The organism is Sphingobacterium sp. SYP-B4668 (genome assembly GCF_027627455.1).
In the GTDB taxonomy this organism is placed as follows: domain Bacteria; phylum Bacteroidota; class Bacteroidia; order Sphingobacteriales; family Sphingobacteriaceae; genus Sphingobacterium.
The window spans coordinates 3,171,968-3,198,809 of sequence record NZ_CP115483.1; the positions used below are offsets into that span (position 1 = coordinate 3,171,968).

The 26,842-nt window shown below is 41.4% G+C and carries 25 protein-coding genes; 4 read left to right on the top strand and 21 right to left on the bottom strand.

Annotation, left to right across the window (positions count from 1 at the left end; translation table 11 throughout):
• Positions 1–43 precede the first annotated feature (43 nt).
• Both prpC and prpB read right to left on the bottom strand, forming a co-directional pair.
• Positions 44–1,198 (bottom strand): bifunctional 2-methylcitrate synthase/citrate synthase, encoded by a 1,155-nt coding sequence (prpC, locus tag OQ289_RS13210; RefSeq protein ID WP_270087327.1) that lies wholly within the window; start codon positions 1,196–1,198, stop codon positions 44–46.
• A complete protein-coding gene (gene prpB / locus OQ289_RS13215) occupies positions 1,179–2,075 on the bottom strand; it encodes a methylisocitrate lyase (RefSeq protein WP_270087328.1) in 897 nt (298 codons plus the stop codon). Before prpB ends, prpC begins: the two co-directional genes overlap by 20 nt.
• Before the next feature lie 384 nt (positions 2,076–2,459).
• Here prpB and OQ289_RS13220 point away from each other — a divergent pair, with 384 nt between their 5' ends.
• Entirely contained in the window at positions 2,460–2,933 is a 474-nt protein-coding gene (locus OQ289_RS13220; protein WP_270087329.1) for a GNAT family N-acetyltransferase, read from the top strand.
• An 11-nt stretch (positions 2,934–2,944) separates the two neighbouring features.
• Here OQ289_RS13220 and OQ289_RS13225 read toward each other — a convergent pair whose 3' ends face one another.
• Complete coding sequence (locus OQ289_RS13225) at positions 2,945–3,397, bottom strand: VOC family protein (protein WP_270087330.1); 453 nt, start codon at positions 3,395–3,397, stop codon at positions 2,945–2,947.
• A 208-nt stretch (positions 3,398–3,605) separates the two neighbouring features.
• Between OQ289_RS13225 and OQ289_RS13230 the strand changes: the two genes are divergently transcribed.
• Positions 3,606–4,037 (top strand): nuclear transport factor 2 family protein, encoded by a 432-nt coding sequence (locus OQ289_RS13230; RefSeq protein ID WP_270087331.1) that lies wholly within the window; start codon positions 3,606–3,608, stop codon positions 4,035–4,037.
• Between the two features lie 122 nt (positions 4,038–4,159).
• Here the strand turns inward: OQ289_RS13230 and OQ289_RS13235 are convergent, their stop codons facing one another.
• The 10 genes from OQ289_RS13235 to OQ289_RS13280 form a co-directional block, all read right to left on the bottom strand.
• A complete protein-coding gene (locus OQ289_RS13235) occupies positions 4,160–5,077 on the bottom strand; it encodes a sugar phosphate isomerase/epimerase family protein (protein ID WP_270087332.1) in 918 nt (305 codons plus the stop codon).
• A gap of 2 nt (positions 5,078–5,079) precedes the next feature.
• Entirely contained in the window at positions 5,080–6,402 is a 1,323-nt protein-coding gene (locus OQ289_RS13240; RefSeq protein WP_033562729.1) for a Gfo/Idh/MocA family protein, read from the bottom strand.
• 107 nt (positions 6,403–6,509) lie between these two features.
• Positions 6,510–8,024: a RagB/SusD family nutrient uptake outer membrane protein gene (locus OQ289_RS13245; RefSeq protein ID WP_270087333.1), complete on the bottom strand. Its 1,515-nt coding sequence runs from the start codon at positions 8,022–8,024 to the stop codon at positions 6,510–6,512.
• 13 nt (positions 8,025–8,037) lie between these two features.
• Positions 8,038–11,277 (bottom strand): SusC/RagA family TonB-linked outer membrane protein, encoded by a 3,240-nt coding sequence (locus OQ289_RS13250; RefSeq protein ID WP_270087334.1) that lies wholly within the window; start codon positions 11,275–11,277, stop codon positions 8,038–8,040.
• A gap of 182 nt (positions 11,278–11,459) precedes the next feature.
• On the bottom strand, positions 11,460–12,839 hold the full coding sequence (locus OQ289_RS13255; protein ID WP_270087335.1) for a FecR family protein: 1,380 nt from the start codon (positions 12,837–12,839) through the stop codon (positions 11,460–11,462).
• A 67-nt stretch (positions 12,840–12,906) separates the two neighbouring features.
• Positions 12,907–13,506 (bottom strand): RNA polymerase sigma factor, encoded by a 600-nt coding sequence (locus OQ289_RS13260; protein ID WP_270087336.1) that lies wholly within the window; start codon positions 13,504–13,506, stop codon positions 12,907–12,909.
• Positions 13,507–13,996: 490 nt separating this feature from the next.
• Positions 13,997–14,857, bottom strand: a complete 861-nt coding sequence (locus tag OQ289_RS13265; protein ID WP_270087337.1) for a hypothetical protein — start codon at positions 14,855–14,857, stop codon at positions 13,997–13,999.
• 59 nt (positions 14,858–14,916) lie between these two features.
• Positions 14,917–15,294, bottom strand: coding sequence for a GntR family transcriptional regulator (locus OQ289_RS13270; protein WP_033562734.1), 378 nt, complete (start codon positions 15,292–15,294; stop codon positions 14,917–14,919).
• Position 15,295: 1 nt separating this feature from the next.
• A complete protein-coding gene (locus tag OQ289_RS13275; RefSeq protein WP_270087338.1) occupies positions 15,296–16,096 on the bottom strand; it encodes a hypothetical protein in 801 nt (266 codons plus the stop codon).
• Positions 16,089–16,931 (bottom strand): ABC transporter ATP-binding protein, encoded by an 843-nt coding sequence (locus OQ289_RS13280; protein WP_270087339.1) that lies wholly within the window; start codon positions 16,929–16,931, stop codon positions 16,089–16,091. The genes OQ289_RS13275 and OQ289_RS13280 overlap by 8 nt, the downstream gene beginning before the upstream one ends.
• A gap of 204 nt (positions 16,932–17,135) precedes the next feature.
• Between OQ289_RS13280 and OQ289_RS13285 the strand changes: the two genes are divergently transcribed.
• On the top strand, positions 17,136–18,512 hold the full coding sequence (locus OQ289_RS13285) for a WG repeat-containing protein (RefSeq protein ID WP_270087340.1): 1,377 nt from the start codon (positions 17,136–17,138) through the stop codon (positions 18,510–18,512).
• A gap of 180 nt (positions 18,513–18,692) precedes the next feature.
• Here OQ289_RS13285 and OQ289_RS13290 read toward each other — a convergent pair whose 3' ends face one another.
• The 6 genes from OQ289_RS13290 to OQ289_RS13315 form a co-directional block, all read right to left on the bottom strand.
• On the bottom strand, positions 18,693–19,121 hold the full coding sequence (locus tag OQ289_RS13290) for a GNAT family N-acetyltransferase (protein ID WP_270087341.1): 429 nt from the start codon (positions 19,119–19,121) through the stop codon (positions 18,693–18,695).
• 58 nt (positions 19,122–19,179) lie between these two features.
• Complete coding sequence (locus tag OQ289_RS13295; RefSeq protein ID WP_270087343.1) at positions 19,180–19,578, bottom strand: barstar family protein; 399 nt, start codon at positions 19,576–19,578, stop codon at positions 19,180–19,182.
• Between the two features lie 20 nt (positions 19,579–19,598).
• Complete coding sequence (locus tag OQ289_RS13300; protein WP_270087344.1) at positions 19,599–20,072, bottom strand: DUF6438 domain-containing protein; 474 nt, start codon at positions 20,070–20,072, stop codon at positions 19,599–19,601.
• A 144-nt stretch (positions 20,073–20,216) separates the two neighbouring features.
• Complete coding sequence (locus tag OQ289_RS13305; protein WP_270087345.1) at positions 20,217–21,212, bottom strand: 2-hydroxyacid dehydrogenase; 996 nt, start codon at positions 21,210–21,212, stop codon at positions 20,217–20,219.
• Positions 21,213–21,247: 35 nt separating this feature from the next.
• Positions 21,248–21,883, bottom strand: coding sequence for a hypothetical protein (locus OQ289_RS13310; protein ID WP_270087346.1), 636 nt, complete (start codon positions 21,881–21,883; stop codon positions 21,248–21,250).
• A 76-nt stretch (positions 21,884–21,959) separates the two neighbouring features.
• Positions 21,960–23,195, bottom strand: coding sequence for a response regulator transcription factor (locus OQ289_RS13315; protein WP_270087347.1), 1,236 nt, complete (start codon positions 23,193–23,195; stop codon positions 21,960–21,962).
• Positions 23,196–23,612: 417 nt separating this feature from the next.
• Here OQ289_RS13315 and OQ289_RS13320 point away from each other — a divergent pair, with 417 nt between their 5' ends.
• On the top strand, positions 23,613–23,834 hold the full coding sequence (locus OQ289_RS13320; protein ID WP_270087348.1) for a hypothetical protein: 222 nt from the start codon (positions 23,613–23,615) through the stop codon (positions 23,832–23,834).
• Positions 23,835–23,890: 56 nt separating this feature from the next.
• Here the strand turns inward: OQ289_RS13320 and OQ289_RS13325 are convergent, their stop codons facing one another.
• On the bottom strand, positions 23,891–25,237 hold the full coding sequence (locus OQ289_RS13325) for an anaerobic C4-dicarboxylate transporter family protein (protein WP_270087349.1): 1,347 nt from the start codon (positions 25,235–25,237) through the stop codon (positions 23,891–23,893).
• Entirely contained in the window at positions 25,234–26,646 is a 1,413-nt protein-coding gene (aspA, locus tag OQ289_RS13330) for an aspartate ammonia-lyase (RefSeq protein WP_270087350.1), read from the bottom strand. The genes OQ289_RS13325 and aspA overlap by 4 nt, the downstream gene beginning before the upstream one ends.
• Between the last annotated feature and the right edge of the window lie 196 nt (positions 26,647–26,842).

Below are 26,842 nucleotides of genomic sequence, written 5' to 3' on the forward strand. Positions count from 1 at the left end.
TATATGTTATTAGTATTACTTATTATTCATTTCAATGAAGTACCTACCTATCGGCCAAAGGAACAAATGGTCTATTTTCAGGACCTATATAATGGGCACTTGGTCGGATAATCTTCCCATCCTGCCGTTGTTCAAAAACATGGGCTGACCATCCTGTAATTCTGGACATCACAAATAACGGCGTAAACATCTCTGTCGGGATTCCCATAAGGTGATAGGAAACTGCAGAATACCAATCAAGATTAGGAAACATTTTTTTCTCCTGCCACATAACAGCCTCCAATCGTTCCGCTATGCTATACAATGTCATATCACCTGCCTCTTTGGACAACTCATATGCAATACGCTTGATTACCTCATTCCTAGGGTCAGCAATGGTATAGACAGGATGTCCAAAGCCAATGATTACTTCTTTACTTTCCAATCTTTTTCGAATATCAGCCTCCGCATCATCTGCATTTGCGTATCGGCTTTGAATCTCGAAAGCCACCTCGTTCGCCCCACCATGTTTGGGACCCCGTAAGGCCCCGATAGCCCCAGCGATACACGAGTACATATCCGATCCCGTTCCAGCAATTACGCGTGCCGTAAATGTCGAAGCATTAAACTCATGTTCAGCGTACAAATTTAGGGATACTTGCATAGCGCGTATCCAGGATGGAGGTGGAGGTGTCCCATGCAATAAATGCAAAAAATGCCCCCCCAGTGTCCCGTCATCAGTTTCTACAGCTATTTCTCTGCCATTTTGACTAAAATGGTGCCAGTACAGCAGTGCAGAAGCCATAGAGGCCATCAGCCGATTGGCAATATCACGTGCACCAGCCAAAGGATGGCTATCCTTCTCGGGTTGCAAGCTACCAAAAACAGATACATAAGTGCGAAGGACATCCATCGCATGTGCTGTGGTCGGCAATTGCTTTAATACTTTTTGTATAGCGATAGGAAGTCCACGTTGACTAATTAGCTGGGTTTGATAAGTACCCAGTTGAGCGCGAGTAGGAAGATTACCATAAATAAGCAAGTATGCTACTTCTTCAAAAGTAGCCCGATCCGCAATATCTAAAATATCATATCCTCTATAATGGAGATCGTTCCCACTTTTACCAACCGTGCTCAAGGCGGTATTTCCAGCTTCGACCCCAGAAAGCGCTACACTTTTCTTGGGTTTAAAACCTAATTCATTTGAGTCTTTCATCATGCTTGATATTGAACAATTCATCTAATCGATTCTCATATTTATGATAGTCGATACTTTTATAAAGCTCTTCGCGTGTCTGCATACTGTCCACCACCGCAGCCTGTGTGCCATCTTGGCGTATATGATGATATACATTAGCCGCTGCTTTATTAGCAGCACGGAATGCTGACAAAGGATACAGAATTATGGAAACCTCAGCTATTTTCAACTCCTCCACTGTAAAAAGTGGTGTCTGTCCAAATTCCGTGATGTTGGCTAATATAGGAAGTCCTGTCACCTCACTGAATCGTGTATAATCTTCCAAGTGATGTATCGCTTCGGCAAAAATAAAGTCAGCGCCAGCTTCTTTATAAGCAACAGCTCTTTCCAATGCCCGCTCTATCCCTTCTGATCCCAAAGCATCTGTCCGCGCACCAATTACAAAATTGGGATCTACTCGAGCGTCAACAGCTGCCTTAATACGATCCACCATCTCCAGTTTCGACACCAGTTCTTTTCCAGGACGATGTCCACATCGCTTTGCCCCCACCTGATCTTCCATATGTACCGCCGCAGCGCCTAATTTAATAAGAGATTGGATGGTACGTGCGATGTTGAAAGCTGAGGGGCCAAATCCGGTATCGATATCGACCATCAACGGCAATGGACATACATTCGTAATCCGGTCTACTTCAATCATCACATCCTGAAGTGATGTGATACCAAGGTCTGGAATGCCCAGTGAACCCGCGGCCACACCGCCTCCAGAAAGATAAATAGCTTGAAATCCGGCTTGTTGAGCCAATAATGCGTGATTAGCATTAATAGCCCCCACGATTTGTAGGGGTCTCTCTTTCTTTATTGCTTCCCTAAAGAGAAGTCCTGGCGAATTCATCATATAATTGGATATTGATAAAAAACGATAAACAACACAATCGGACAGGTGTCATTTACCTTACAGTTTCTGCTCGAAACACCCCACATAATCAGCAGTTAAACTACTGAATTACATGCTGTATCCTTAAAGATACAAATAATATATCAGGATCAATCATTCTTAAAAAGTTGGCAAATAAAATCCATTCCCATACAAAAAAAAACAAAAAGTAACCCTGGCGGCATTACACTTTGGCACAGCATTTGTATATATCATAATTCATAATTTAGGTTTATAATTGGTTAGTTAAAATATCCTGGAGCTCCCCGCTTCAGGATATTTTTTTTATGTGCTGCTATACCCCAAATTACTTACCTTTACTACTAAAAGCGGATTTTAACGCACATGGACGATACCACATTACATATAGGCGAGTACCATCAACTGAAAGAAATGCAGACCCTCTTCGTTGAGACCATTCATGCCATATGTAACAACGACTACACCCCTCAACAGATAGCGGCTTGGACTGCGGGTATTGAAAACCAATCGCGATGGGAAGATCGTCTCTTAAATCAATTTGTAGTTGTTGCCAAAAAAGAAAATTTGATTGTAGGCTTCTGTACCTTCGATAAAAAGGAATATTTAGATATGCTTTTTGTTCACAAAGATTTTCAACGACAAGGCATCGCCAATCTGCTCTATCAAAAAATCGAACAAGAGGCTATTCGACGACATGGCGTCAAACTCATGGTCGATGCCAGTATCACTGCACGCCCGTTTTTCGAAAAAATGGGCTTTTTCGTAGTAACGGAGCAAACTGTGATCAGAAAAGGTGTAACACTCACGAACTATGAAATGACAAAAATGCTGCAATAGAGGCAAGCCTCTTACGCATGCTCGATTGCTAACCATTGCTCATAGGACACTACCCCTAGCTCTGGTCTAGCCTCCCCTTCCAAAATCGATATAAATTCCAACTGATTACCGTCGGGATCATTAAAATAAAGAGCCAATGCCGGCATCCAAGCAAATACCATAGGCCTTTCCTGACCGTCCTTCAAAAAGTTGTAGGGTTGCAGATTCCGCTGTTTTAGAAAACTCACACCCCGATGCAAAATATCCTCCTTATCACAATTAAAAGCAAAATGTCTAGTCTGAAGATTATCCTTCTGTTCCCAAAGACCCAGCATTGCTTGTTTAGCCTCTCCTATCCATAAGAATGCTATCCTTCTATCTTCATCCAAATGAGACAATTTCAACCCCAAGACATCTGTATAAAATTCTATAGCAGTCTCTAACTGCCTAACCTGAATATGTGTTTCGTATAGCCCCTTTATCATGTGTTATCTATTTTATTTAACAAAGTAACATCGTCCTATAATGGCAATCTACAAAAATGAAAGTTATCGTCGCATATTCACCGTCCAAAATTCGGCCTTTACCGAGTTTTTTCTGGCACTAGTCTGTTTATCGTTTACGCAGAAGGGCTAACTACCTACCTTTGAATCAAACATTAAGGAATAACTAAACACAAAGAAATTAAATATCATGAAAAAATTAATCACACCCTTCGCTACTGCTCTAATGATGATTGTCTCGTTCAGTTCATTTGCCAAAACAACAAACAGCAATCCGTCAACAAATCTAAGTTCTAAAGCTACGATAAAAGCCTATTTAGAAGCCCATACATTGTCCAACCTATCGAGCAATCCACAACTATTTGCTTCAGACTTTGAATATCAGACAGCAGCCAAGCCTAATGAAAAATTCAACAAAAAACAATACAGTGATTTCTTAAAAAACACGAAAGGTCTGCAGTATGATTGCATGACCACCTATGAAATCATGGATGAGAACACCAATATATCGGTCGCTAAGGCAACTATGACTTTCCCAAATTTCAAACGGGTAGATTATATTACGCTTACGCGCGGCCAGAACAGTTGGCAGGTGAGTAAAGTGGTCACCACATATCCCTAAGACAAGGATTTTCTGTTTTAACCTAAAGCTTACCTCTACAAGTAGGCTTTTTTGATTTCTGTATTGATCTTATTAAAAAACACTTGCAGGGACAATTAATATCCCTGCAAGTGATAAGTGATTTAAAGACTTACAATTTGATCCAGCTGAGTAGAAATAGCTTTAAGGTGATTCCGGTCTCCACCTCCAACTTCCACCGTCAACCAGCCTCCTTTGTAATCCACCTCGCGTACCGTTTTCATGACGTTAGCCCAATTGATATCGCCTTTTAACAGGTCTACGTTAAATCCCTTCCAAAGTCCTTCATCATTCATCTTTTGTCGACTGAACTCCTTTGCATGCAACTTAAAGATCCGCTTGTTCAAGACCTCAATCCAATGTTCTGGCCATCCATATCGCAAAATATTACCGATATCAAAATACCAGCCAATTAATGGGTGATCGATTTCATCTACAAACATTTTTGCTTCAATCGGACTCAAGATAAAATTGTTCCAAACATTCTCCAATCCTATTTTCATGCCTGTTTTCTCCACATGTGGAATAAGTTTCCGGACCGAATCCAGTGCATTTTTATAAGCCACACCATAGGAGACTTTCTCGTTCACAACACCAGGCACCACCAACACCGTGTCCCCACCCAACTCTTTCACTTCTTGCAAAGATTTCGCAACAGAATCAATCGTAAATTGACGTATCGAAGCATCTGGATCAGAGAGCGGTTTGGACCAATGGTCTTTATTGACAACACTCGGGATTTCAATACCTGACGCTATTTTTGCCTTTAAGAGCTCCTGGACAGTGATGGCTACAGGACTATTAAACTCAATACCATCATATCCCAGGTCCTTGACCAATTTGAACTTGTCCACTAAAGACAGTTCTTCCTTAATCATGTCATAGCCAAGCCCTTTTTTCAATCGTTTAGGAGCGGTGCTCATATTAGAAGAAACTATTCCCGAAGCACCAACCATTGGAGCAGCTACTGTGGCTCCCGCTATAAGCGCCGCCGATTTAATAAAATTCTTTCTATTCATCATTCTTATATCTTCGTATCTATACCAGGTATTGACACCGGCAGTTCATATTTCAAATCCCATGATACATTCTCTGGGAATAATACTTCGTTAGAAGCCAAAGCCGCATCTAGTGTCACCGTCTGCCCAGTATAGGCAGCCATTCGACCAGCTAGCGCTACTAGATTAGACTTCACCATCCATTCGCCATCATTCTTCGGCTTTTTGTTTCGGATAGAAGCAAATAACTCATCATGCTCCTGCTGGTACATGCTCCGAGAGTTAGACTTTTTATAGGCATTCTCGTCCGTAAATTTGGTTTCGTCCTCATACTTCCAAGGCCTTTTACCGGAGATACTGTGCACTCCTGTCCGACAATCTACGGTGCATTTCCCTTCATTTCCGACCAACTCTACCGCATATGAAGGTGCTGTATTATTCTGTTGCCGAGAGGAGAAGTATCCTTTTACGCCGTTTTCATACTCATACACCAGCGCAAAATGATCATACACATTTCCAAACTTTTTGTCCACTCTTTTCTGCCGTCCCCCCGAACCAGTCACACTAATTGGGAGTTGGTCTCCCATGGCCCATTGTAGCATATCCAGACTGTGAATAGCTTGTTCTATAATATGATCGCCTGAAAGCCAGTTATAATACAGCCAGTTTCGTAATTGATATTCAAAATCGGTCCATTTGGGTTGCCGTTCTTTGTACCAAAGTTCTCCCGTATTATACGTACAATCTGCAGCAACAACCTGACCAATTTGACCGTTCAATACTTTTCCGAAAGCCTCTCTTTTTGGGAGATGATAGCGCCAACAAAATCCAGCGACCAATGCCAAGTTTTTATCTTTGGCTTTCTTGGAGGATGCTATCACCCTTCGCAGCCCTGGAGCGTCCACCGCAAAGGGTTTCTCACAGAATATATGTTTTCCAGCATTAACCGCTGCCTCTAAGTGGGCCGGACGAAATGCAGGCGGAGCCGCCAATAATACGACATCAACATCTAAAGCCAGCAACCGTTGATAAGCGTCCAAACCCACAAATCTATTTTCTTTGGACACCTGTACTTTTTCGCCCATCTTCTCCTTCAAGGTCTTATAAGATTCTTCGATGTGATCATCAAAGGCATCTGCCATCGCATGTAAGATGACGTTCGGATCAGCGTTCAATGCTTCCATTGCAGCTGCCGTCCCTCTTCCTCCACAACCGATCAAACCGACCTTCAACGTACCTGTATTCAATGACCAAATGGACTCTGATGCCAATACATAATTATTGGCAACAATGCCTGCAACGGTCGTAAGACCTGCAGTTTTTAAAAATTTCCTTCTAGAAATACTCATATTAGTTATAATTGTTTGTTGTTCATGTCACTACTCGTTCCTATCTACCAAGACCACAAGTTTTGCAACTCGTGTCACCAAGCTCCATTCGTGGTCCGACCTCCTATTTAAGGATTTTGGATGAGTTTACTATTTCTATTTATTTCTGCCTGAGGAATATAGAATACCACTCGATTATCCGTTGGTAAGATTTTCTGGTACAGATCGGTAGTAGGTGTATTACTCAACGAATGCGTTCCTGGATAATTACGTTCCATCGGGCGGTTGTTTCGGTACAAGTCATAAGCCCTATGTCCTTCAAAAGCCAGCTCTAGATACCGTTCTTCCAATACTACATCTAAGGCTGATTTACCGAGCTCCTGAATCTTACTTTCTGTATACAAGGCTGCTCCACTCAATCCAGCTCGCTCCCGCAACTTGTTAACATCTGTCAGTGCTGCATCCACATTCCCCCTCTTGGCTTCTGCCTCGGCTCTTATCAGGTACACTTCCCCCAATCGCAAGTACACTGGCGAGCTCAGGTTAATCTGGCCTTCTTGAAGCGAATATTTATTAACGTAATACATAGGTGTTACAGGTGTAAGTTTTTGGTTATACTGAAGCTTCCCATCTGCAATATAAGGAGTTACGAATGTATTTCGCAAATCTTCTGGATATTTAGTTAAAAAATCATAGTATTTTTTTGATGCGTAGATTTCAGCCCATCCACTTACCCCTTGTCCCAGCGGGTTTCCCGAGACATCACCACTAAAATACATAGATCCTATGGATGACATGCTCCTGTCTTCCACTTTAGTATGTCGTATACAAAAAATCGTTTCGCGATTACTTTCCGGCAACGTTCTAAAATACCCCGAGTATTCACTTCCCTGTAAAAGTGTGTATCGATTAGCATTAATGACTAAATCCGCATATTTAACAGCATTAGTATTATCTTCTTTGTATAAATATACTCTAGCCAACAGCGCATAGGCCACTTCCTTGGATGCAAAAGCATTACTTTTAGCGACGGTCATCATTTCTGCCGCCTTGAGCAGATCTGCTATTACAAAATCATATACCTCTTTTACCGTGTTCCTGCTAAGAGAGGTTGCTTCTTCGTCCGTCAGCCCTTCCCTTAGAATAGGAATCCCAGGATTATCACCATTTTTCTGTGGATATGGTCGACCGAAAATTCGAACGAGATTAAAATGCATCATTGCTCTCAAAAACAAATTTTCGCCTTTAAGCTGAAGCAATCCCGCAGAAGCATCATCCGGTACAAATTCAATAATCTTGTTTGCTGCTGCTATCACTTTATAGGCTTGAGACCAAAAATTAGTACAATGATCTGAGGTGTTGATATGCGTATATCGGTACGCTCTTGTCAAATCATCTCCTGAAGATTGACCTTGGGCCACTGCATCGCCAGGATATTCCATTATAAAATGTCCGCTACGGACATATGAAGCATTTTTGAGCACAGCATAAGTCCCGATAGTAGCGGTACCCACATCGGCTTCATTTGTCAACGCGGATTCTTCATCGATAAATTCGGTTGGATCATAATATTTTTGGCAAGAAAAAAGCAATACAATTAAAGCTATTGAAGCCACTTTTGTATATAGTGAGGATAGTTTCATGTCGATTGTTAGATTAGAATGTTAGGTTTAGACCAAAAAGAAGCTTTCTACTGATAGGATACTTAAAACTGGATACCCCTGAAGCTAGATCCACTTGACTGAGCGACACTTCTGGATCGGGACCAGAAAACTTGGTTGCCGTCCATAGGTTATCAGCACTTACAAATACATGTACTCTTGCCACTCGCAGTTGTGTAAGAAATTTTGGAGGTAAGTTATAACCAAGGCGCAGATTTCTAAGACGTATGTAACTACCATCTTCCAAATATCTTGAAGACGATTGGTTCGAGTCTTTATTTCCACCTACTACAGGCTTGGGGTGTGTAGCCACATCACCTTCTTTTTCCCAGCGGTTCCAACCATCCTGCAGTACCATTGAGTTGAATGCCTCGTATAGACCATCATTGTCGAAAGAGACACGAGTCTCATTGTAGACATAGTTACCATACACAAAGTTGAAAAATGCCGACAAAGAGAAGTCTTTGTATTTGAAGGTATTGCTTAGTCCCCCTGTAAACTTGGGTGCTGCTGATGTGCCGGTAAATTGACGTGAATCTGAAGATGCGGCCTCGCTATACACATTGGTAGTCGTAATTGTTCGATTGCCATTCCCATCTATGGTGACTTTCTCCCAAAGCGGATCTCCATTTTTCGGGTCTACTCCCGACCATATCGGGAAGTTAAAGGCATCCATATCATATCCGACAGCAATAGGCTGTCTCGCACCGGAATTAAATACGTCTGCGCCGTCACTAAGTTCCAATACTTTGTTCTTGTTGAATGCCATGTTGAATCCTGTTTCCCAAGAAAAACTTTCCTTAGTAAAATTTTGCGAGGTGATGTTAAATTCGACGCCACGATTTCGCACGGAGCCAGCGTTTACCCATACATAGCTATAGCCTGTCGTGGCCGCCAATGGCTTCCTGTATAGAAGTTCGCTCGCTTTTTTCTCGTACACATCCAGGCTGATTGCAACACGATTCCAAAGGGTTAGATCTGCACCTATATTTGCAGATTTTATTTTCTCCCAACTCAGATCGGGGTTTCCTTTTTGGAAAGGAGCTGCCCCTGGCAGTCCTGTATAACTCGCTTCTTGAGTGATGCTATAAAGTCCGAGAGCTGCAAAATTTGAAATTCCATCCGCATTTCCGACCGTTCCGTAGCTTCCTCGTATTTTTGCGAATGAAAAAACACGGTTGTCTTTCATAAAATTTTCATTACTCAAAATCCAAGAGGCACCAAATTGCACAAAATTAGCAGTAGGATTGTTACGCCCAAATTTGGAAGAAAACTCATTCACAAAAGATCCGATTAAAAAATATCGATTGTCATAGCTATAATCCGCTTGGGCAAGGTATTTCCTAAATCCTACCTGCTCCCGGGCACCTTTTGGGCTCTGTAAGACCTCTGTCGCCACCGACATCACGTCCCTTCCTGCCGGCAATCCCTTTCCTGAGGTCTCGGCTGATTCAGATGTCGTCGTTTCAACCTCTGCAACTCCTAAGAGTACAAGACTATTCCTTCCGAAATCCTCGGCATACCGCACACGATTGGAAGTCAAAAATCTATTAGCGCGGCTTGTGCCATTATATAATTCACCAATATTCGCCCCCCCTTGCTTCGTTCTTCTATCAAAGTATCGGGCAAATGTGCCATTCGAGAGTTGGGTACGATTATAACTTGATACCGTCACTTTGTTACTCAATTTATAATCTAGATTCAAATCCCCACTTGCTTCCCAGCTATCATTTTTGTTATAATTGTATTGCAGCGAATGCAAGAAATTCTCCTTCTCCCTACCTAACCAATTGGGATAGAAACGTCCATCTATAGGTGCACCGCTCACGTCAAATGCAGGATCGAACGGCAAATTGATGTATGCATCATACATGGTGTTACTATTCTCCAGGTTATTCTTATTCATCCTTCCGTTTATGAAGACCGAAGCCTTTAACCTGTCTGTAATCTGGGCACTTAGATTATTTCTAAAATTGTATCCTGTATGGCCTGTCCCCTTCAACGTCCCCTCCTCTCGATAATACACACCTGATGTATAATACTGCACCTTCTCCGAGCCACCCGATACTGATAGATTATGATTATTTACATAGCCGGTCCCAAAAGCCAAATCCCACCAATTGGTATTATTGTCCAGCACCGAAGGATCCCGATTATAAAATGTCTTTTGAAAGTCGTACAACTCCTGCGAATTCATCATCCGAAAATTGCCTGTTGTCGGATTTCCAAAACCAAATGAGTTATTAAACTCCACTTTAGTCTTACCAGCTTTCCCCATTTTGGTATTTACGATAATAACTCCATTTGCAGCCCTAGATCCATATAGACCAGTTGCAGCCACATCTTTCAAAATAGATACAGATTCTATATCGGCAGGATTATACGAACCGCCTATGTTCCCATCCACCACGATCAGTGGAGAAGTACTCGCCGAAATCGTCCCTGCACCACGAATAAGGACTCGGGGTTCACTTGACGGATCTCCAGAAGCTGTAGACACGACTACCCCTGGAGCCTTTCCTTGTAACATACTAGACAAGTCATTGGCTGTCACATCCTTCAACTTTTCTTCGGAAATATTACTGATCGAGCTGGATAAATACCTCATTTTTTGAGAAGAATACCCAACCACAACCACTTCGTCCAAATTATCGATATGTGCGTCCAAGACTACGTCTATACGCCGTTGGCTTCCTATTTCTATCTCTTGCTCCTTATACCCTACCACTGAAAACACCAATATTTTCACAGGGTCTGATACACTAAGAGAATAATTGCCATCACTATCGGTAGACGTTCCTATATTAGTCCCCTTGGCCAAGACTGTCACACCAGAGATTGGCAGATTATTTTCATCCACAACCCTACCTGTTAGTACGCGTTGCTGAATTCTACTTTCTATTCTATTCTTATCTGTTACTTGGGTTCTACCAGATTTGTTGATTTCCCTAATTAGCACCGTATTTTTATCAACTTCAAAATAGAAAGGGCTACCTTCCAATACATTCTTCAATGCATCTCCAAAAGGTAATCCTTTTGCTTTTATAGATATCCGTTTTTTACTTTTATCTATCGATGCACTATTATACAATAGGTCATATCCGACTTGCTTTTGAATCTCCTCCAATACATCACCTAGTGGCGCATTTTTAAAATTGAGGGAAACCTTTTGTGCATGGGATGAAGCATGCACTTGGGCAAGCATTACCATTAAGAAAAACGCTATTATCTTCATTATTATAAAGCATTTAATCAAGGTCTTTCGCACACTCGCGCGATTATTTAAATAGATTTTATACATTTGTGGTTGTTTGGTTGATAAAAGTTTACTTATTAACATCAATTAAATTGTATCACTAAACATTTCGATCGGGAGTGTTGCGAGCACTTCCGATTTACTCTTGCTATCCTTTATTTTCACTTCATAACGATTACCCTCCTATCTATAATTTTAAATTTGTAATTGGATATTTTTTCAAGTTGACTCAATAGCTCAGACAATTTACGTGTACGCAATACTGTGCCACTAAATCTGTCGGCCGTACTTCCTTCTACCCGATATTCCTTGATATCATACCAGGTCTTTATTTTTTCCATCACATCAAAGATGTCGTCATCTTTAAAGCGAAAGTATCCTTGTTTCCATGCCAGTATGTCTCTCGCGTCCACATTATACTTTTCTATTTCTCCGCTGTATTTATTCGAAGCAGCTTGCATGCCCGGTTTTATTCGAATTTCCCCATTGCTAGTGCCCACCACTACTTCCCCACTCATAAGCGTGGTCAAGACCTTTTCCCTTTTTAGATTTGTCGCCACGTTAAATACTGTTCCCAGTACTTTTATCTTTGTATTCTCTGCAAATACGACAAATGGTCGGCTTGCATGATGGGTCACCTCGAAGTATGCTTCGCCGACTACCTTTACAGTACGTCGCTTATTTTCGAATCGAGAAGGATAAGTAAGTTTAGTATCCGAATTTAAGGTTACCCGGCTACCGTCTGATAATACCAGTCGAGATAGGCTTCCTTTCGGCGAGTAGAATGTCTGACGAGTTGTCTTTCCTCCCGCTACAGCATTCATTTTGAAGAGTAAATCGCCATTGGGTAGCTTCACGATTTCGACCCCTCGCTTAGCGAGTAACGCAGCATCGGTACGTAGAAGAGCGTATGATACGCCATCCTCAAAACTAATAACTGCCTCGTTACGATCAGGCAATTTCACCTCCTCTACGGGAGTGTAAGCCACCATAATATCCCGTCTATAGAGATTAACAAAAAAACTACCTACAACTGCTATTGACACCAAGGCAGCAGCCACTGTCATCCATCGTTTCAAGGGTATGGAGACACTCTTGTTCCTTTGCGAGGGGTCTATTGGTCCTTGACTCTTTTTGACTTCCGTATATTGGCCATGTCTATCCTCCAAGACCTTCGTTAGCAATGGACTATCGACTGTATGTTCCCGATTATCAGGCAGTAGCGTATGTATACCATAGTCTAGAATACCTTTACGAAGCTCCGCTAGCTCCTCATTTCCCAGATTATCTTCTAGATATTTTGATAAAAGGCCTTTTAGTCGGATTTTGGTTAATGCATCCCGTACTCGATTTGCAATTTCTTGATAATGCAAAGGAATGTCAGAGAGTTCTTCCTCTTCTAGTTCTTTAAGTATACATGCCTTTATAGGGTCACCATCTTCTTTCGCGAAGTGATCCAACAGCGTATTCAACTCCTCTTTACTGGCTAGCCCAACTAGATACTTCTCAAAAATCCGATTCAATGGTTCGTTTGGTTTCAATTTTATTCAGGTTTTATAAGCTATTACGTATAAGGCTTACAAAGTACCTACTCCAAACTAAAAAAAATCAAATCCATTTAAGAAGGAACAAACTGACCAATACAATATGGTGTTGATAGAACGGTAGTTCCTGTTTCAGGAGATTATTTGCTTTTGTAATGTGATTATTGACGGTAGACCTACTGATGTTCATTTGACTACAGATTTCTTTGTAGCTTTTTCCTTCCAATTTAAAGAGAACAAATACCTTTTGACATTGAGGCGGTAGTTTTGCGATAGCCTTCATTAACTGTTCTTCCGCTTGCTTGAATACAAGCTCCTCTTCGATATGGGCATAATCTTCTGTGTAGCCCTGGACAAACTCAGACCGATGCCGCTCATCTAGAGCAACCTTTCTAAAATGATCGTAAACAATGTTCTGCGCTACTGAAAAGAGAAAAGACCGAAAGGATAGCTCTGGGTTGATATGCTCTCTTTTCTCCCAAATCTTTAAAAAGAGTTCCTGCAATACTTCTTCCGCAATCTGTTCAGATTTCACTAATCGAACTATACGTCCCAAGATACGCAAGCTATACCGTTGATAGATACTATTGAAAGCCTCATAATCCCCCTCTTTTAGAAGCAATAACAATTGTTTTTCATCTGGATCGGCATACAATTTTTTCACGAACGAGGCGGTTTAACTCTTATCTGTTAATATGAGTAGAGTTTATGATTTAGGTACCGAACCAAATATAATAGGAAATTTCAGTAAAGCAAAAAATAAAACTAATCGTATCCCAAGAGACCAACCCTCTTTTTGCTCCCTTTAAAAATGACCAGCCCCATACTCCAAATGTAAGTACACCATTCGCATCCTTCTGGATTGGGAATATATCTGAACGATCAAGAATATATATAAAAATTACTCACTGATTATCAATAACATACAAATAACATATAATTTTATTACCCCACAACAAAACAAAGTACTTAGATCAGCGTTATTATATGTACAGAAAGGTTATTTATTAGTTTTACATCAAAGGTGTAAAGTATAAGGAATAGCTTTAAAATAGAAAGCCCAGGATGTAAAAATCTTGGGCTTTTGCTTTTTTATACACGAAGCCGCGAGTGTGAAGCTCCTGTTGAGAGTCTATCCGCTCACGGGAGCTTCACTATTTTTGAACAAACATCTTGATATACCGCATGGACATATCCGTCTTCGTCTCATCCGATAAGGTTCCAGAGAGCTTTTTCACCTCTGTATCGCCAATATTGATAGTACAAACACCTGTTGTAAGAACATGTAGGGTATCCATCGTTACCACTCGTTCAGATTGATCGCTAATAAAGATTAAATTCGAATTATTAGCCCTAAGTTCCACCTTCCCGAAATGTTGCTTCCCTAACTGCACGGAGCTACTGTCTAGGTCAAGCGTCAGCTCTTGGACGCCACCGGCCCTCTCTTCTTTTCCGTCCCCAGGGGCATATATGGGAAATTCTGATTTCACCGCATTTACAGACAGCTTATTCACCTTGAATTCATCCCCTATGTGAAACCGCGACACATCATTCAAATAGATTTGGAAGGTATCCATTTCCGCGACAAAACTCCCTAAACCTATGTTAGTCAATGATAATGCTGCTATTGAAGGTGAAAAGATAGATATTGTAGCCATATGGCGGTCATGTATATTCTTCACATACAATTCAAGGTCACCTGCATTATCGATTGTATGTTCCACCGCCCCTTCCCATTCTTTGCTTACTTTAATGGCAAATTTGTCTGCCTTCACCAATCGAAGATTTACCAATACGTTCCCATCTCCCTTAATCTTAACCTGATTAAAGGCCATCAGCGGGATTGTGGTCATATACGTGTCCTTTGTTTGTAGACTGGTGGTTTCATCATGTGTTAGTGTTGTATATTCGGTGGCGTCCACACGATTCATTTTTGCAACTACATACATCATGCTTACCGGGACGATTAGCAGTGCCACTGCCATCGCTATTAATAATTTATTGCTTGATTTCATTCTGTTCTTTTTCTTGGTAACCGATAGTTGCTTCCCAAAATTTGAAAGCAGCTGTTTCGTTATCTATTATTAAAATGTTCTCCGACAAATGACTTATACATTTGTGTAAGCTCCTCCAACCCAATATCCAATAGGTATATGTTTCTAAATACATTCGGTAGTTCTTCATTTATGAAGATGGACTTTCGATAATCCTTTACCTGTTTAACGGCATCCGCCCCTAAGAAAAATCCTACGCCCCGTTTGTTTGCTAAGATTCCTTTTTGTTGCAACAAATCATAAGTCCGCGCAACTGTATTAGGGTTGACCTCCAGTTTCACGGCCATATCGCGCACAGAAGGAACTTTATCTTCCTGCTTCCATTTCTCCAACAAGATGTGCTCACACACGTATTCAGCTATTTGTAAATATATCGCCTTATTACTATTAAAATCCATCTTATACCTCCTGTTCCTTTAAACGTAGGTAGCTCACACTCCAGAAAAATAGTGTCAACACCACCCCCACTGCACATACTGCCTTTAAGACATTCACCTCCTGTTGCCAAAATCCACCTCCTACCCATATGGTGTCTCTCGTGACCCGCTCCATTATAAAAACGACAATACCAATCCAACAACCAATGAACACTAGCAGGCTGATTGCCGTCTTGATATAATGAAAATTGCGAAATGCGAGCGATCCCAAGAGAAAAAGACTATTAAATAGAAAAGGCAAGAAAACAAAATATCCAAATTGCTTTGGCAGTTCGCTCTTAAACAGATAAGCAAGGTTGTCGATTACCACTAATGTACCCTCCGCATTTGTATACGTGGTCGTGGAGGTTGTGATTCCGCGAAGATAGGAGACAAAAGATAGGTCTATTATATAGAACACCAAGATATAAGATGCAAACGCCAATAATACCGTATACACTATACTGACCAAAAATTTTTCCAATTTCGAAGCTGGAATTAGGAGTTCGATTATTGCCTTCGGTTTTTGACCCATATCCGAGAAATAGTTACTGGCCATCATCGTCAGGAACAATAGGCCTAGCAACAAAAATAAAGGAATTCTAAAGTTCAAAGTTTGCGTCCAATTTGCCATATGCTCAAGTGCATCGGAGACCGCAAAAGCATAGAAAGCAATTATTATTCCCACGACTACTGCCAATGAGATGAGGTATATTTTTCCAAAATTTATCCATTGCCTTCTAACCAAAAGATAAAATCTGTTGAAATCAAATGTATTATTCATGATGTGTTGTATTTAAAAGAGAAGTGATGCTGCTCTTTTTGGACAAAACAGCGTTAAAAAATAATTCCATATCGAGTCTAGAGTCCTCTTGATTGCTATTGATAGCAATGGTATTGAATCCACCGAGCCCCTCCTCTACATACAGCGCATTGCTATCCACCTCCTTGACTTTTTTGAACATCAATCTGTTGGTAATCTCCTCAATAGACGCACTCAAGGCTACCTTCTGTTCATCTAACAAAATGACGGTATCTATCAGATTATCCAAATCACGGACTTGATGGGTAGATATGATGATGCAACAATCATCCGTCATCGCTGAAGCCATTATCTTCCTGAACTGTGCCTTTGATGGAATATCGAGACCGTTAGTCGGTTCGTCCATAATAATCAGCCGTGCTTTAGTCGCCAATCCAAAAGCGATGATGTACTTTTTCTTTTGGCCATAGCTCATTTCAGACAACTTTTGTTGCACAGGTATTTCGAATTCTGTCAGCAACTCGTGCAGATACTGATGGTCAAAATAAGGGTAGAATGGAGCATTTACACTCACATAGCTTGATGACCTGACAGATGGCAGATGAAATTCTTCCGGAATAAAACTAATCTGTCGCAACAATGCAGGTTCACGTTTTCGCGGATCGTACCCCAATACCTCCAGCGAACCTGACCACGGATACACGAGGCCAGAAATGTTTTTCAACAACGTGGATTTACCGGCTCCATTTTTACCAAGTAGACCATAAATATGCCCCTCTTCCAGCTGCATACTCACATCCTTAAATAAAGGCTTTGCTTTATTATAATTAAAATTTAGGTTTTTAATAGTTATCATACTAGTGTACTATTTAAATAATACACTAATATAGTAACATATTTCGTACTCTCTATAATTTCTTTAAAAAAAATCATCGTTATTATTTCAAGCTGTACTTCAAGCATATACAGCAACGTGATTCGTATCCCTAAAAATAACCGGTTTCGGGGATATCATAGCTGCTTTACAATACCCATATTTGCATCAGCAATCAAAATAAGAATGAAGAGGATTACACTTACACTAACTGCACTGCTGATGTCCTGCGTAGCGACATACGCTCAAAACAAAATGTTCAAAATCGAGTATGGACCTGCGCTACCTGCAGAAGTAGCAGCCGAGCATCCGGATGAGATCCCTGAAACCCTATTTGAGGGGTGGGTCAACAAAGACTTAATTCGCTTTTATACCCACGGCGAGTCTCCTACCATACAGTTGACTAAAAAAGCTACTGGTCAATCCACCATACTCTACCCTTCACAAGAACTATACTACACACTTATTGGCGAAAATGAAGCCGTGGCCAATGCTGCTACCGAGGATATGGAATTGGAGTATATCCCAGGCAAGCAAAAAAACATTGCCGGATATATCTGTAAGCTTGCTCAATTTGACTTGGGCAGCGATGAAGACACAGACGCACCATCTATTTTAGAGTTTTGGTACACGGAAGCCATTCCCACCATCTATTGGGGTGACTATGACTTTTTGAGGCAATTACCGGGTGCAGTACTGGAGATGAGTATAGGAGGCACAGGTATTATTGCAAATAAAATCAGTCAAGATGAATTAAAAAATGAAGAGTTTGAGATTCCAGTAGACTATACCGAGGCGCAACCCGCGGCGGACATTGCAGACGATGTTACTGAACTGACCGAGGGGATTCACTCCTATTACAATGATGACAACACCCTAGTTGGACTTCGTGATGCTGACGACAATATCATTACCGAAGCCATCTTTACCTCCATCGCAGTTTTTGATGGAGAGACAGGTATCGCCAGTGACGGTAGTTACAACTATGGCACGATAGACAAAAAGGGCAAGACCATTATTCCATTCAACTACAGTTACCTCGCATTTGACGAGAATTCGCAACAATATCTCTTTGGTAAAGGTGACTTTTTTGGACTTATGGATATAAATGGCCAAGAAATTATCCAGCCTAAGTATGAAATGGTATCCTTTATCAAAAACGGATACGCGAGCTTTCAACAGAATGAAAAGAACGGCTTATTAGACGCGCAAGGAAAAGAAGTCGTACCCGCTCAGTATTCTTATATTGCCGACCACAACGCCAGTCACTTTATTGTTGTAGACGGAGAGTCCTACAGCTTACACACCATTAAAGGCCAGAAATCCCTTATCTCCGGTTTACAGCACATATCTACTACAGATGAGCCCAATATCTTTCTGGCCTTGAAAGGCGACAAATATGGCTATTTAGACCAGCATGGCAAAGTCCTAATCCCGTTCAAATATGGTTATGCTTCTATATTCACCAATGGTGTAGCCACCGTTTCCCTCGACGATGATTTAGAAGACATGTTCATGATTGACACCAAAGGCCAACCTGTAGCTGCTACCGAAGTCGAATAATCGCTCAGAACAAAAAATCAATATTTCTAAAACAAATTTGATTTTTGACCGTTATACTAGTACAAAAAGGTTATTTGCAGACTTTACACATGTTATATAAAGTTCGGCGAATAATTTTAAACAATAGAAAGCCCAAGACTTAAAAATCTTGGGCTTTTGCTTTATACGATGATTCGACTTCTAGTACTCCAATTCCACTTCCATTCTGACGTACGCTATCGTCCTTTTCACAAACGGACTTCCTACAGACTTCATTCCAAACTTTTCGTAAAATGAACTCGCCTCTACCCGCGCATTACACCACACGACCTGCCCTCCCATGTGACGGCAAAAATCGAATACAGCATCCAACAATTCAGTCCCTATACCCATCTGTTGAAAGGCAGATGATACCGCAAATTTCCGGAATTGAAAATCATCCCCCACTCGAAATACAGATATCACACCTATGATTTCCGATCCAACGTAGGCTGCAAAGTGCGTACCTTCATAATCATCATCAAGCTGCACATCCTTTAAGGATCCATCTGGATACAGCACCTCCAACCTTACTTTCCAGGTACGGGGCGCTGCGACCTGCTCAATCCATATTTCCTTTAATTCCTCCATAAGATAGTCGTATCTTTTGAATTTTACACCTGGTCCACACCAATCCTCCAGATGTCGGTCACTTTAGTTCCAAAACCAACTTCGGGTGTTCCCCAATGATGTCCACGATTATTTCAAAATAGGTCAATCCATTTCCTCTGCCTAGTTCCTCAAGCTTCTCTTTGAATAGTGCAATATTGTAAGTCGGGCCTAGGTTCAATTTCTCCAGATAATATTGCTCCGTAGCCGCATAGCCAAGTGCTTCCTTACTCTTCTCAGCAGCCACCCAAATCAAGTGAGGCTTATCAACGCCCTTTAATGCTCCAAACCCTCCATATAATAAGTCATTAAAGGCATCCAAACTGTTGCCTATTTTCCAATCTTCACCCTGCATGAATACCCTATTGATTTCATCATAGAACGATGCTATATCTTGAATACGATGCCCATCAATCACAAAGGCATGATGCTTAGTCATATATTAAAAGCTATATTTCACTACTTTAAAGGCTCCCACTTCAAGCGATACAGCAATTCATCCATATGTGCATAGAATGTTGACAATTCAGGCGTTCCTCTATTCCCATAGTCATTTATTTTCTTGCTCGCCCCCCCTTCATAGACGACAGCTGTATTCACAGACGGCAGATCAGTGACATTACGGCTTCCATAACTATCCTCCAAAGAGCTAAATTTCATATCCTGTAACATCTTGAAAACCGTATGGAGCTCCTTCGGACTCACCGAGGCGATATACTTACCTTGAAGTTTGTTTTTTAAATGATTCTTTGCGTCCAGGGTTGCTTTACCATCCTTTTCTATTGATAGGGTATATATCGGACAAAAACCGAAGCACGGTGTCCTTGACATCGTCACCGCACTTATTTCATGCACACTATCACCCTTTACATTTTTATAGTTTTTACACGAAAACAATAAAAAACAAGCGATTACCAATCCTAAATACTTCATAGTTATTTTTTAAGATCAAATGCACCAAAAACACTGCCAAACCCACTTCTAGGCAGCTATGCTTTTTTTCATGATGAACATCGATTGCAATTCCGAGATTGACCTTTCACGAATAGCCCTCATCCATTCGGCAGAAGGCATTTTTTACAGCAATGCGTTCGGCGTAGACACGGATTGTCCATTCCCCAATTCGCGCACATTCAGAAGTGTTGTTTCCGCAATTTGTGTCAGTGCCTCCTCTGTAAAAAAGGCCTGATGAGCTGTAATCAACACATTTGGAAAGCTCATAAGTCGCTGCAAAACATCATCTTCTATGATAGTCCCGGAGAGATCCTTGAAGAATATTTTCTCCTCTTGCTCATATACATCTATTCCCAATGCACCTATTTTTTTTGTCTTAAGCCCCTCGATAACAGCATTCGTATTTATCAATGCCCCCCTGCTTGTATTAATTAGCGTCACCCCATTCTTCATCTGCTTCAAGGCAACTTCATTAATGAGATAACGATTCTCTGGTGTCAATGGGCAATGCAGCGAAATGATATCCGACTCCGCATACACTTCTTCCAAACTGGTATAGGTCACACCTTGAGCTGACAAGTGTTCATCAATATACAAGTCATAGGCTAAGATGCGACACCCAAACCCCAGCGCTATCTTACAGAAAGCCTTTCCGATCTGCCCTGTACCGATCACTCCTATAGTCTTACCATAGAGATTAAATCCCAATAATCCCTGTAACGAAAAGTTCTGCTCACGTACCCGATTATAAGCCTTGTGCGTCTTCCGATTGAGCGTCAACAACATGGCAAATGCATGTTCAGCCACCGCTTCCGGTGAGTAGGCTGGTACCCTACACACAGACAGGCCATATTCATGGGCTGCCTCTAAGTCTACATTATTGAACCCTGCACATCTCAAAGCAATAATTTTCACGCCTTTAGCCGCCAGTATCGCTATAACTTCACGTGTCACTTTATCGTTCACAAACACGCATACCGCATCTACATTATCCACCACATTCACGATGTGGGGCCCCAGATGAGTATCATAGAATTCAAAAGAAAATAGACCATCGGTATTGACCAATTGAAAAAAATCACGGTCATAAGGTTGAGTTGAAAAAAAAGCTATTCGCATTGTATCCTAATAAATTTTGGTTATAAGCTATCCCTCTATTTCAGGGGTAGCTCCTGCACAAGTACTTGATATCCGTTGTATCCCATTGTTCCTTTCCATTTACCATTCACGACAATGTGCTTACCCGTATTCTTATCTACAAAATCAGCTTTGAACGAACAGGTCAGTAAGTATCTATCCACATATCTCTCCAAAATCAACTTCGAATAGGGTTTAACTTTTAAAGTAAGGACGGATGATCCACCCGTTTTGTAAGGTGCTTCTTCAAGTTCCGAAGACATCCGGAATTTAGTATTTTGATATATCGGATTACCCTTTATTTCCAAGTCTTTAGGAACATTTACCTCATACTTCTCTATAGGTAGATCAGGAGGCACATACCCTACGGTGTCATCCACAAAAAATTGGGAGGTCAGGAGCAGTTCATCAAAGCTCTCTTCATATTGCAGCTCACTGAGGGTATTTCCAAAATTTGGGAGTTCATTGCCTGTCAACTTAATAGTCACCGTGTCAATTCCATCGCCCTTCGCCATATAATAGCTCAAGTCCTTCAACTCATAGTCACTATCTACAACCTCCTTAAAATCATCTACCTCATCTTTCGAACATGCGTAAAATAATACTGATATCAAGGCAATAAAAATAGGAATATGGTTAATTTTCCAGGTCATGGCATGTATCGGTTAAATAAGTCAACGTTTAAATTTAAAGAAAATATTCTAAAAACGTGACAAATTCGGTGATATTTTATTGAAAAACAAAATTAGACTTAAGCTCCGAGCGACTATCTATTTCCAAAATTTCGTATATCAATTTAAGATGATATTTCACCGTGTTCTCCGAAATATGAAGTGCCACCCCTATTTCTTTATTTGTTTTGTCCTGATTCACAAGTTCAATAATTTCGCGTTGTCGCTTCGTCAGCACATGGTTTTCCAGCTTCGCCTTTGGCTCGCCTTGTTCATTCAACCCTTGCGTCATATTTTGCAATGTAATGCGCATTCTCGCATTTTCATTTTCAACCAATACCCTTTTCTGTACACTCGTCTTATGCAGCTTCCACAGTGTGACCAACAGTAAAGCCAATATTACAGCAAGACTTATCAGATAGTATCGAAAATTCCGCTCGCTGCTCAACTCCAAGCCCTGTCTTTGCTGTAGCAGCTCATTCTCTAGGATATTTAACTTGCCAGCTTGATTATTTGCATCGTACTTAGTCCTTGCTTTACTCACACGTTTCTGCGCATACAATGCATGTTCATAATCTTTTTTAGATTCGTAGTAGCGTGTGATGGTCTCTTCCATGATAATAATATAGATATCCATGTGATACTTGTTCGCATAGGACATCCCTTTTTCGTAAGCTTCCATCACTTTTTCAGGAGCATTAATTTCCCCATACAATGCCACCTTCACTCTGTAGATATTTGGCAAATGCTTCGGATTATGCTCTTTAATCAACGCAATCGCCTGATCTAAATAGCGATCGGCTTTCTCATATTCTTTATCTCGCATAGCTCTAATCGCCAGTATCGTCACGAAAGTAGCTTGCGTCTCTTCATCAAGTAGGTGTAGCTTCTCTTGATTCACCATCTTAAATAGCCGATCAAACTCCTGCTCTTTCTGTAGGTCGAAATAGACAAACAGTTGCTCCATCAGCACGCGCATTTCAGCCTCCTCCCGATGCTGGCTTACAGCTGCCTGCTTCAAGGCCAAATCCAGATTACTCAATGCTCCAGAATAGTTATATAGACGCTTGTAAGTGAGCGACTTTTGCAAGTACGCGTGATACTTGTCGTAAGCTGTGGATACCTCACTATTGATTATATCCTCCAATCGAAGGATGGATGCCTCATATTGGTGGCGATCGTTCAATTCCGAAATCTCACCATGCAACTCCACTGGATTAAGCGTTTGCGCATGCACAGCCCCAATAATCATGAATACAACAACAGCACTAATTAATCTATACAATTCTATCATATCAGTTTGATAACCTTCACATTTTGCCCGCCATTTTTCTTTGCAACACACCTCGACTGGTCTCCTTCTTTTAAATAGGCAACTCCAAAAATAAGTTTTTTATTAAGAAAATATAAAATTATTAAACATTACAGTGCAAATTTGCCAACCTACTCTTTACTGCATGTATGTCCAAGCACTCAAGTCCCCGCAAGGCAAAACATCTTAAACAACTGTCGAACAACACATTAAACAACACCCACCCTTAAAAAGGTGGTTTACTACCCCTTTTTAATACCCAGCACTACCCGACTACTACCCGCGCATTGTTAGGATTGTCTACAAAATTAATCGATTTTTGCAGTAACCGTATTGAGAGATTAACATCCTACACGGAAGTCAATCATCAAGATTTACAAGACCCAATAATTTCCTAGCATGAAAAAGATATTTGAACTTGTTATTTATGAAGAGGGCCAGCTACGTAAAGAACGATATGTATTAGAAGGCGAAAGCTTAAATTCGCCATATCCATCGCCCGCAGACAAAGGCATCGCTTCTGCAATGGCATTTCTCCAAAAACATCGATCCAGGTCCAATATATCTGCTTTGCCTACACGATCGAGGACAAAGCATACGAATAGGCTGGCCGAGGTATAAAAAAAAAGACACCCGTTAATAACAGGTGCCTCCGTAAATAATTGACGAATAACAAACTATAGCAATAGGTCACTTAATACAAAACCCACAAAAATGGTGACCGCAATAGCGACTATACCCGGTACTATAAAACTGTGATTGACCACGAATTTTCCAATTTTGGTACTCCCTGTACGATCAAAATCAATGGCAGCCAGCAAAGTCGGATACCCTGGAAGTAAAAAATCGCCATTCACTGCCGGAAACATAGCCAATAGATGCGGACTCGAAATACCCAACGCTACACCCATCGGCATAATCGTACGCGTTGTAGCAGCCTGGCTAAAAGTCAGTGCTCCCATCAAGAATAGTGCGATCGCAAATGTCCAGGGATATACCGTTACTATATCCTTAAAAGTATGTTCGATTACGGCCTCATTGGCCAACATGAAGGTTGCACTCATCCACACCACCCCCAAGATCGAGACCACCGCCGTAGCCATCGAGGTAAACAAGCTCATTTTAGCTACCTCAGCTGTAGAAGTCTTGGTGACCAACATGATACAAGCCGAAGCCGACAGTGTAATCATAATAATCATGGTTGTCAGGTTGACGGTGCCATTAGCTCCCACACTGAAGCTTGGTTCACCTCCCACGTAGGGAACCAGGCTCGGAAATGCGCCAAAAAGCACAATCAATAGAATAGCCGCCCCGAAGATAGCCACCGCCATTTTAGCCCCTGGTTTTGGTTGATATTTCACCCTACCTACCCCTACATCCGTGGGGTCCATCGATCTTGCGAATTCAGGATCTTTCATCTTTTCCAAGAAAATAGGGTCTTTATCCAATTCCACTCCCTTTTTACGTACAGCAAGTATACTCGCCAGTATACCAATCATGGCTGCTGGTATACAGATCAGCATAATATGGATAGAGGCCGATGAATACGCCAATATTGCAGCCAAAGAAGCGCTAGCCGCACTCATCGGGCTGCCTGTAATAGCTAGATGAGACGCGATTACCGATACAGAGAGTGGGCGCTCCGGCCTTACGCGCTGTTTAGCCGATACTTCGGCAATAATAGGTAGCAACGAATATACGATATGGGCTGTCCCGGCAAATAGACATAGAAAATAAGTTGTAAATGGCGCGATGAATGTAATTTGGCTTGGATTTTTACGGATAATACGTTCAGCAATACTGACCAGATAATCCAACCCACCAGCCGCCTGTAGCGTAGCTGCCGTTGTCACAATGGCAAGAATAATCAAGAGCACAGCTATTGGAGGTTCCGCAGGGGTCATCTTGAACACGAGTACAAAAATCATCAATCCCACCATTCCCATTACTCCGAGCCCAATTCCTTTCATTCGCGATCCAATCAAAATCATCGCCAACAAAATCGCTAATTGGACAAATATCATTGCGCAATAAATTTAGGATGAATCAGGTTTTCGATTGAGTAAACCTCTTCCCACTTGGCCTGACTGATCAATTTACGTTCGATTACAACAATCTCATATATGGATTTCCCTGTTTTTAAGGCCTCTTTTGCAATAGACGAGCACTCCTCATAGCCCAAAATTGGGTTTAATTGGGTGACAATACCAATGCTTTGCATCACCATATTTTTGCTATGTTCGACATTTGCCGTAATCCCAACAATACACTTGTCTTTAAGAGTACGGCAAGCCTTTGTCAGATACTGTAAAGACGTAAACAGTGCCATTCCAATTACCGGTTCCATTACATTGAGCTGCAATTGACCAGCTTCTGCAGCCATCGTGACCGTCAGATCTGCTCCTATCACATAGTAGCAGGTCTGGTTCATCACCTCTGGTATTACCGGATTCACCTTTCCAGGCATAATAGAAGAGCCAGGTTGCATCGCCGGTAAATTTATTTCATTAAGGCCGCAACGTGGACCACTACTCAATAGCCGCAAATCATTACAGATTTTGCTGAGCTTTATAGCATTACGCTTGAGTGTGCCACTAAGCTGGACTAAGGCACCGGTATCATAAGTCGCTTCAATCAAATCTGCCGCCAGCACCACCGGCACCTGGCTAATATCGGCTAAATACTTGACACACAGCTGGGCATATCCCTCAGGCGCATTGACCCCCGTACCAATAGCCGTTGCCCCCATATTTACTTCCGTGATCAATTGCGAGGCTTCTCGAATACGCATCACATCTTCTCCCAATGTGGTCGCAAATGCATTGAACTCCTGCTCCAAAGTCATGGGTACAGCATCCTGCAATTGTGTACGGCCCATCTTTAAAATACCTTCAAATTCTTTCCCTTTTTTATAAAAAGCAACCTGCAATTCTTCCAACGCAAGTGAATAGGAGGCTATCTTAAGATATATTGCAATTCGAAAAGCAGATGGATAGGCATCATTGGTACTTTGCGACAGGTTAACGTCATTATTCGGATGTAGATACTTGTATTCTCCTTTTTGATGCCCCAAGTATTCCAATCCCAGATTCGCGATTACTTCGTTTGCATTCATATTGGTAGAAGTCCCCGCTCCCCCCTGTATCAGATCGCTTACAAACTGGTCTACAAATTCACCCGCAATCAATCTATCACAAGCATAAGCAATAGCTTCGGCTTTCTTGGCATCCAGGATTCCCAAATCCCGATTCGCCAATGCTGCGGCCTTCTTGACATAGCCAAACGCTTTTATAAATAGAGGTTCACTGCCGATCGATATACCCGTTATATCAAAATTCTCCTTAGCGCGCATTGTCTGCACACCGTAATAGCAGTCGTTGCTAATCTCCTTTTCTCCTAAAAAATCATGTTCAATTCTAAAAGATGTCATCATATTTTTATTTAGTGGTTATACTAGTTCATCCATCGATACCTTAAAGAAATCCTGTACGTAGGTCTCTTCTCTAACAGCTATCTAGGATAAGTCCTTGACATTAGACCTTTCAGCGACGGTGGAGCAAAGAATTAGAGCAATTCGTCTACACCAAGGCACCTCTTGTCATTTATGGTGCAAGATAATGAAATAATAG

What these genes read in the sequence shown, in the direction of transcription:
- OQ289_RS13295 (WP_270087343.1), bottom strand. Translation starts at nt 19,578, where the DNA reads ATGACTAAGCATCATGCCTTTGTGATTGATGGGCATCGTATTCAAGAT.
- OQ289_RS13235 (WP_270087332.1), bottom strand. Translation starts at nt 5,077, where the DNA reads ATGATGAATAGAAAGAATTTTATTAAATCGGCGGCGCTTATAGCGGGA.
- OQ289_RS13300 (WP_270087344.1), bottom strand. Translation starts at nt 20,072, where the DNA reads ATGAAGTATTTAGGATTGGTAATCGCTTGTTTTTTATTGTTTTCGTGT.
- prpC (WP_270087327.1), bottom strand. Translation starts at nt 1,198, where the DNA reads ATGATGAAAGACTCAAATGAATTAGGTTTTAAACCCAAGAAAAGTGTA.
- aspA (WP_270087350.1), bottom strand. Translation starts at nt 26,646, where the DNA reads ATGATGACATCTTTTAGAATTGAACATGATTTTTTAGGAGAAAAGGAG.
- OQ289_RS13220 (WP_270087329.1), top strand. Translation starts at nt 2,460, where the DNA reads ATGGACGATACCACATTACATATAGGCGAGTACCATCAACTGAAAGAA.
- OQ289_RS13245 (WP_270087333.1), bottom strand. Translation starts at nt 8,024, where the DNA reads ATGAAACTATCCTCACTATATACAAAAGTGGCTTCAATAGCTTTAATT.
- OQ289_RS13290 (WP_270087341.1), bottom strand. Translation starts at nt 19,121, where the DNA reads ATGGAGGAATTAAAGGAAATATGGATTGAGCAGGTCGCAGCGCCCCGT.
- OQ289_RS13270 (WP_033562734.1), bottom strand. Translation starts at nt 15,294, where the DNA reads ATGGATTTTAATAGTAATAAGGCGATATATTTACAAATAGCTGAATAC.
- OQ289_RS13250 (WP_270087334.1), bottom strand. Translation starts at nt 11,277, where the DNA reads ATGAAGATAATAGCGTTTTTCTTAATGGTAATGCTTGCCCAAGTGCAT.
- OQ289_RS13315 (WP_270087347.1), bottom strand. Translation starts at nt 23,195, where the DNA reads ATGATAGAATTGTATAGATTAATTAGTGCTGTTGTTGTATTCATGATT.
- OQ289_RS13230 (WP_270087331.1), top strand. Translation starts at nt 3,606, where the DNA reads ATGAAAAAATTAATCACACCCTTCGCTACTGCTCTAATGATGATTGTC.
- prpB (WP_270087328.1), bottom strand. Translation starts at nt 2,075, where the DNA reads ATGATGAATTCGCCAGGACTTCTCTTTAGGGAAGCAATAAAGAAAGAG.
- OQ289_RS13225 (WP_270087330.1), bottom strand. Translation starts at nt 3,397, where the DNA reads ATGATAAAGGGGCTATACGAAACACATATTCAGGTTAGGCAGTTAGAG.
- OQ289_RS13310 (WP_270087346.1), bottom strand. Translation starts at nt 21,883, where the DNA reads ATGACCTGGAAAATTAACCATATTCCTATTTTTATTGCCTTGATATCA.
- OQ289_RS13280 (WP_270087339.1), bottom strand. Translation starts at nt 16,931, where the DNA reads ATGATAACTATTAAAAACCTAAATTTTAATTATAATAAAGCAAAGCCT.
- OQ289_RS13285 (WP_270087340.1), top strand. Translation starts at nt 17,136, where the DNA reads ATGAAGAGGATTACACTTACACTAACTGCACTGCTGATGTCCTGCGTA.
- OQ289_RS13265 (WP_270087337.1), bottom strand. Translation starts at nt 14,857, where the DNA reads ATGAAATCAAGCAATAAATTATTAATAGCGATGGCAGTGGCACTGCTA.
- OQ289_RS13305 (WP_270087345.1), bottom strand. Translation starts at nt 21,212, where the DNA reads ATGCGAATAGCTTTTTTTTCAACTCAACCTTATGACCGTGATTTTTTT.
- OQ289_RS13325 (WP_270087349.1), bottom strand. Translation starts at nt 25,237, where the DNA reads ATGATATTTGTCCAATTAGCGATTTTGTTGGCGATGATTTTGATTGGA.
- OQ289_RS13275 (WP_270087338.1), bottom strand. Translation starts at nt 16,096, where the DNA reads ATGAATAATACATTTGATTTCAACAGATTTTATCTTTTGGTTAGAAGG.
- OQ289_RS13320 (WP_270087348.1), top strand. Translation starts at nt 23,613, where the DNA reads ATGAAAAAGATATTTGAACTTGTTATTTATGAAGAGGGCCAGCTACGT.
- OQ289_RS13240 (WP_033562729.1), bottom strand. Translation starts at nt 6,402, where the DNA reads ATGAGTATTTCTAGAAGGAAATTTTTAAAAACTGCAGGTCTTACGACC.